This is a genomic window from Paenibacillus sp. MZ04-78.2, from assembly GCF_024213375.1.
Classification (GTDB): Bacteria; Bacillota; Bacilli; order Paenibacillales; family NBRC-103111; genus Paenibacillus_G.
In genome coordinates, this window is sequence record NZ_JANAVJ010000084.1 from 1 (window position 1) to 6,612 (window position 6,612).

General features: G+C 51.6%; 6 protein-coding genes. 5 read left to right on the forward strand and 1 reads right to left on the reverse strand.

Translation table 11 applies throughout. From position 1 onward, the window contains the following. The first annotated feature begins 87 nt into the window (after positions 1-87). From NLX71_RS25730 to NLX71_RS25750, 5 genes are all read left to right on the forward strand, one after another. Positions 88-480 (forward strand): 3'-5' exonuclease, encoded by a 393-nt coding sequence (locus NLX71_RS25730; RefSeq protein ID WP_309248992.1) that lies wholly within the window; start codon positions 88-90, stop codon positions 478-480. A 28-nt stretch (positions 481-508) separates the two neighbouring features. Further along, on the forward strand, positions 509-1,264 hold the full coding sequence (locus tag NLX71_RS25735) for a hypothetical protein (protein WP_254366630.1): 756 nt from the start codon (positions 509-511) through the stop codon (positions 1,262-1,264). Positions 1,265-1,425: 161 nt separating this feature from the next. Next, positions 1,426-2,469, forward strand: a complete 1,044-nt coding sequence (locus NLX71_RS25740) for a FecCD family ABC transporter permease (RefSeq protein ID WP_254366631.1) — start codon at positions 1,426-1,428, stop codon at positions 2,467-2,469. A 9-nt stretch (positions 2,470-2,478) separates the two neighbouring features. Beyond that, positions 2,479-3,501 carry a FecCD family ABC transporter permease gene (locus NLX71_RS25745; RefSeq protein ID WP_375377972.1) on the forward strand — a complete coding sequence of 341 codons (1,023 nt, stop codon included), beginning with the start codon at positions 2,479-2,481 and terminating at the stop codon, positions 3,499-3,501. Positions 3,502-3,543: 42 nt separating this feature from the next. Then, complete coding sequence (locus NLX71_RS25750; RefSeq protein WP_254366633.1) at positions 3,544-4,506, forward strand: ABC transporter substrate-binding protein; 963 nt, start codon at positions 3,544-3,546, stop codon at positions 4,504-4,506. Positions 4,507-4,564: 58 nt separating this feature from the next. Here NLX71_RS25750 and NLX71_RS25755 read toward each other — a convergent pair whose 3' ends face one another. Further along, complete coding sequence (locus NLX71_RS25755; protein ID WP_254366634.1) at positions 4,565-6,499, reverse strand: glycosyl hydrolase family 18 protein; 1,935 nt, start codon at positions 6,497-6,499, stop codon at positions 4,565-4,567. Positions 6,500-6,612: the final 113 nt, after the last annotated feature.

Consider the following 6,612-nt stretch of genomic DNA (forward strand, 5'->3'; position numbering starts at 1 on the left):
ATGGAACAAGTTTACAAAAAAATCTCCGCCGCGTACAGCAGAGATTTTGGGCGTTTATAAGATACCTGAATAGTTACTATTAAACCGATATTAAATCCTTGGTTATCTGATTTTTGCAAACAACTAACCTCCATTACACAAGATGATGTGAATAAGGCAGAATATTTTCCGCAAGCCATTCAACAATTTCAAGATTGGATTGGCAAAGAAGATTATATCCTATGTTCTTGGGGTTTTTACGATAAAAGTCAACTAACGAAGGATTGTGAACTACATACGATAAGTACGGAATGGCTTGCTAATCATATCAGTATCAAACATCAACACGGCAAGTTGATTGGCAAGGAGCGGGGTGTAGGTATGGTAAGGGCGCTTGATATGCTTAAGCTGCCGCTAGACGGCACACACCATCGGGGAATGGATGATGCCCGGAATATTGCAAAGATTTTTGTAAAGATTTTTGATCAGTTGGAATTCTGATGACCACGGTCAGAAGGGAGTTACATAATTGCGTCACGACACTGAAATGGCTTGCACATCTTATTTGACACTTCACGAACAAAAACGACGGATCAAATCGTTTTTGATAGCGTATTTCGGCACGGCCCACTTCTTTCTTGTTGAGACGGGTTTTTCTATCACAGCTGTACAAGAGGAAACGGCTTTTTTCGAATGGATCAATGCAGGTAAACCAGACCGAACGACTAAAGAATTGTTTCTTTTTCAATGGACGGAGCAACAGAAACGGAGTGGACATTTCTTATTGAAATGCAGCTTTTATAATCGCTTGGAAGATAACAGCAGACAGAAGCAATTTGAGAAAATCGTCTTGCAATTGAAAGAGCATATGGGGCATCCCGCTTTGACGCTTCATATTACCCAAAAAGAAAAGATCATCGAGGTACGGCAATTTCATCATCATGGTGATGGGAAAATTGGCTATGGTTTGTACCCTTATGCCGAAGATGAGAAGGGGCATTGGCGTGAAAATTTGGGTGTTGGCTTATGGATATATCGTGAGGACTTTCATCTTTTATATGAAGGAATCAAGGAGGTATATCCACGTAAGGAGAAAGACTTTGAGAATTTTGATGACACGGGCATGAATTTCATTCGTAAGTCGGAATGGAAAGTGATTCTGAACCATTGGTCTAAACTAGCGATCAGTAACCCATCCAGCGCTGAATTTATTGATTATGTAAGTCGATGGGTGATCGCAACGCTGGAGCAGGTGGATGAAATTGCGATCGAAGGAAATTTATAATTCGCTGCTGCTTACTTCGCTGGCATGATTATCTAAAACTTGCTTGAAAGTATGGACGGAAATGCATATTGCATGTATAATCATTTACTGATAATGATTATCAGTATCATGATTCTCGAGACAAAATAGTCTTCATACCAGCAAAGATAAGGATGGTTGTCATGAACGTACATACGGAGGCTGCGCCCCAATCCACACCGAAGCTGCGGTCCCGGCCGGTAACGGCAACGATTGTTTTGTTTGCGGGACTTGCTGTCTTGCTACTGGGGCTGGCCTTTTCGGTTTCCGTCGGTGCGGCGGATATCCGGCTTTCCACCGTATGGGAAGCCGTGTTTCAGTTTAATCCGGACATTACCCAGCATCAGATCATTCAAGAGCTGCGTCTTCCGCGGGCGCTTGCCGGGGCGCTCGTCGGCGCCTGCTTCGCCGTTGCGGGAGCGATTATGCAGGGGATGACCCGAAATCCGCTTGCCGATTCAGGGCTGCTCGGTTTGAATGCCGGAGCGGGATTCGTGCTTGCTATCTGCTTCGCCTTTTTTCCAGGTATGCCGTTCATGCAGTTAATTTTGTATTCTTTCCTTGGCGCTGCAATCGGGGCGGTTATGGTGTATGGGGTAGGTTCCATGTCCAAAAACGGTCTGACGCCGGTCCGGCTCGCTCTGGCTGGGTCTGCGGTCGCGGCCCTTCTTATTGCGTTCAGCGAGGGGATCGCGATTTATTTCAACATCGGACAGGATCTCGCTTTCTGGTATGCCGGCGGGGTAGCCGGGACGAAGTGGTTCCAGCTCAAAATCATGACTCCATGGATCATTGCCGCTCTGATCGCTGCCTTGCTGCTCTCCCGGTCCATTACTCTGCTGAGTCTTGGCGATGAAGTGGCGACCGGACTGGGCCAGCGTACAGGTTGGGTGAAGCTGGCTTGCACTGTTGTCGTGCTGGTGCTTGCAGGCACGGCCGTCTCCGCGGTCGGCGCAGTCGGTTTTGTCGGGCTCGTCATTCCGCATATTGCCCGGTCGCTGGTCGGCGTCGACTACCGCTGGATTATTCCTTGCTCAGCAGTGCTCGGCAGCTTGCTCATGGTCATTGCCGACATCGGGGCGAGAATGATCAATCCGCCCTATGAGACGCCGATCGGCACATTGATCGCCTTGATCGGGGTTCCGTTCTTCCTTTACTTGGCGCGCAAGCAGAGGAGGGAACTGTAGATGGAAGCAATGAAAATGGGAGCGACGGAACGCCGCAAAAAAATTCAGGCCATTACGGTTTTATCTGTTCTTGGCGTGCTGATTGTGCTTGCTTTTCTCGTCAGCATGAACACCGGATACACCCGGCTGTCGCCGCTCGATGTCATCCGAACGTTGTTCGGTGCGGGTACGACGAAGCAGGAGCTCATTTTGTTCGATTTCCGGCTTCCCCGCATCGTCATCTCGGTGCTGATCGGCGCGGGACTGGCTGTTTCGGGATGCATTTTGCAGGGGCTGTCCCGTAATGCGCTCGCCGATCCGGGTATTCTGGGGATCAATGCCGGCGCAGGCTTGATGGTCGTGCTCTTTATCTCGTTCTTCCCGTCGAAGACGGCGGCGCCGGTTTTATTACTGCCGATTCTCGCTTTCGTCGGGGCGGCCATCACCGCGGCCATCATCTACGGACTGGCCTACAAGAAGCACGAGGGCTTGTCGCCGACAAGAATGGTTCTTACCGGGATTGCCGTTGCAGCAGGCATCAGCGCCTTAATGGTGGTGCTGACGCTGCGGTTGAACCCGCAAAATTACCAGTTCGTCGCCGTCTGGCTGGCGGGAAGCATCTGGGGTTCGAACTGGAAGTTTGTCACCTCTCTTCTGCCGTGGCTGATCGTGCTGCTGCCTTATGTGTTTTACAAAGCCAGAGTACTTAATGTGATCAATCTCGGGGAACAGATGGCGACCGGCTTGGGCGCTCCTGTTGAGAAGGAACGGCTCGGCCTGCTTGCCGCTTCCGTCGGTATTGCCGGCGCTTGCGTCGCGGTAGGCGGAGCCATCGGCTTTGTAGGCTTGCTTGGTCCGCATCTGGCCCGGCGTCTGATCGGTCCGAGGCACGAAATACTGCTTCCCGCCTCGGCCTTGGTCGGCGGCCTGCTGATGATCGTCGCCGATACGATTGCACGAGTCATTATCCAGCCTACGGAAATTCCTACCGGAATTGTCGTCGCGATCATCGGCGCGCCGTATTTTCTTTATTTGCTTGCGAGAGCAAAATAAATCAAAAGCACCCAAGTAGTGGTTTGGAGGAGAGCCGTTAAGGTGAGAAAATCAAAGCTTACCTGCATCGCCGTGTTTTTGCTAATCCTGATCGTGATCGCAGGCTGCGGGGCCAATTCACCCGATGCCAAGCAGGCCGCTTCCGCCGATAGTTCCAGCGCGAAACCGGCGGCGGAGCGCGTCTACAAGCATGCGATGGGAGAGGCGAAAATTCCCGTTAAGCCGGAAAAGGTCGTTACGCTCCAGTATGTCAGCCAGCTGCTGTCCATTGGCGTCAAGCCTCTTGGCGGCCCGGCCAATCTCATTAAGGATCTCGGAGAGAAAGCGGCAGGGATTGAAAATATCGGCGAAGCCGGAAAATACAATTCCGAAAAAATATTGGAGCTCCAGCCGGAGCTGATCATCGCTGGGGACGTCGAACAGGAGGCGTACGATAAGTTGTCCAAAATCGCTCCGACGGTCGTCGTTCCGTGGATGAATCACGACGTGTTCGGTCATGTCAAGGTTATGGGCGATATCATGAACCGCCAGAGTGAAGCCGAAGCTTGGAGCAAGGCGTTCCGTGCTAAATTCCAAGCGGTGCGGGAGCAGATTCAGAGCGTCATCGAACCGGGAAAAACGGCGGCGATCTATAACATTCGCCCGAAGGAAATTTACGTATACGGTGTGCGGAATTTCGGCTTCACCATCTACAAGGCGCTGGAGCTGACGCCTCCGCCACCGGTGAAGAAAGAAATCGAGAAGGACCCGAACTTCTGGGCTGTTCCGGTATCCTTGGAGCAGCTTCCGGAGTATGCCTCCGATTATTTGTTCGTGTCGACTTTTGGCGATGACGATTCCAAGAAGCGGCTGGATGAAATTTCGAAAACCGCGCTATGGGCGAATCTGCCTGCCGTCAAAAACAACCGGGTGTACATGTTGAATCTCGATACATGGTTCGGTTACACACCGCATGATATCGAGAAGCAGCTGCAGGAGATTGTGTCTCTGCTCAAAAAGTCTTAAGTCTTATCTCATAGGAAAGACCGCCGAACGAGTCCGGCGGTCTTTTGCCTATTTGCTTTTATTTCTGCTGGATCATCATATTCCATAGTTCCTTCGAATCGTAACCGAGGCGCCAAGCGGCCACGCCAGCCAATTCGTACTTTTTGGCAATGTCGATCCGCGCTTTGACGGTCTCTTCGTTTTCCAGCCAGAAGACGTTATTGAAGCCGTCCTGCTCGTACTCAACCTTATACTGATTGAAGCGGTTATCCCAGCTGAGCTTCGCTTGCTTGGAAGCGATGAGGCCGGTCAAGTCCTTCATCAGCAGCGCGCGGTTGCTGTCCAGCTTGCCGGATGTGTCAATCTTCCACTCCCGGACATAGAACGGAATTCCCATGATCAGCTTGTCGCGCGGAATGCCGTAGGACAGAAATTCCTGTACGCCTTGTTCGACCCAAGGCAGGCCGGCCACGGAACCCGGTTCAGTGCTGCCTTTCCAATAATGGTCGTAGGTCATCGTGATGACGTAGTCGACGATCTGACCGAGCTTCTCGTGCTCGAACGCGGCTTTTGCATTCCATGCGGCGCTTCCTCTGGGCAGGTCGACCGAGATGACAAGTCCTTTCTGATGGGCCGCATCCGCGATTTCCTTCATGAACGTCGTGAAGGCGGAGCGGTCCGTGCCTGCGACGCTCTCGAAGTCGATGTTCAGCCCGTCCGCCCCGATGGCGACGGCTTTATCGACCAGCACGGAAATGAACTTGCTGCGGGCCTGCGCCGAGGCAAGAAATTGCGTCGTCATCGCCGTATCGAATTGATTGTTGACAAGCGGATGGACGGAATACCCCTGCTTCTTCAGCCAAGCGACGGTTTCTTTGTTCGAGCTATCGGTCAAATTGCCTGAACCGTCGGCGAGCTGAAAGTAGGTGGGGGAGACAACATCCAGCCCCGAGGTATTGCTCACCTGACTACGGATCATGGCGTCGCTGGAGCTTCCGTTCCAGCCCCAGAACTGCAGATCGCGAAGGTTGTTCCAGATGCTGGACCCGTCGTCATACAGCCGAATGGAGGTGTTGGAATAGCCCATGGCGTAGGATAAAGCGGCGCCAATTGTAGAGAAGTCCGCCATCCTTTTGTCTTTTTTAAACACTTGATAATAAGGATAATTATTCCATATGACGCGTGCGGTGCCTTCAAGTCCCGCCGCTTCGTCATCGGTGATTCGGGTATGATCGAACTGCTTGGCGTACGCGACCGCCTCGTCAATGCTTAGGAACGAATTCAGCAGCTTTTCGAACTGATACACTTTATACGGTCTGACGTTGGAGTATACGACCTTGCCCGTTTCGGTGTTCACAATCTTCGAATCGCTCCAGCGAAGTGATTCGTTTACGGCATCTTCTATGTAAGCAAACTTCCAATTCTCAGCGGAGTATGTACCTTGATAGACTTGATAAATTTTGCTGCCGCTGCGCAGCTCCGTCTTGCGGCTGGCCGGAATGTTGTCCCATACCCAGCGATGCGTGCCAAGCTCGACGATATGGGCATTGCCCCATTTTTTCGCTTCGGCGATCGCTTGGTTCAACGTGTCAAAGATCCAGGAATCCTTCGTACTATCGTCGCCTTGGTAGACGCGGTACTTCGGGTAATTGTTCCATACCCAGCCGCCGGATTGCAGGTCGCGTACGCTGGCATGTCCCCAATTGGACGCTTCGCGTATTGCCTGATCCAAGCTGGCATATTCCCATTTGGACGAGCTGTTGCCGTTCTGGTATACCTTGTATCGGGGGTAGTTGTGCCATACCCATTTGCGGGAGCCGATCTCTTCGACGTGGCTGTCCGCCAGCTTCCTGGCGTAATTTTCGGCGGACTTGTAATCGGACGTCTCCAGCAGCATGGTAGTATCCTGATAGACGCGGAACTTGGATGTCTTGTCGGCTGCCATAACAGAGTCCGCGGAGTAGAGGAAGAGCGTTATAACGGACAACGTTAGCAGGGTGTTGCGCTTCAACATGCATCAGCCTCTTTCTGGTCAGTCTACTCTATTAAACCACGCCTGTTGATTAACCAGATACTGGTTTTTTGAGGTTTGACAAATAGACATGTTTTTCCAACACTTTGGTAGTG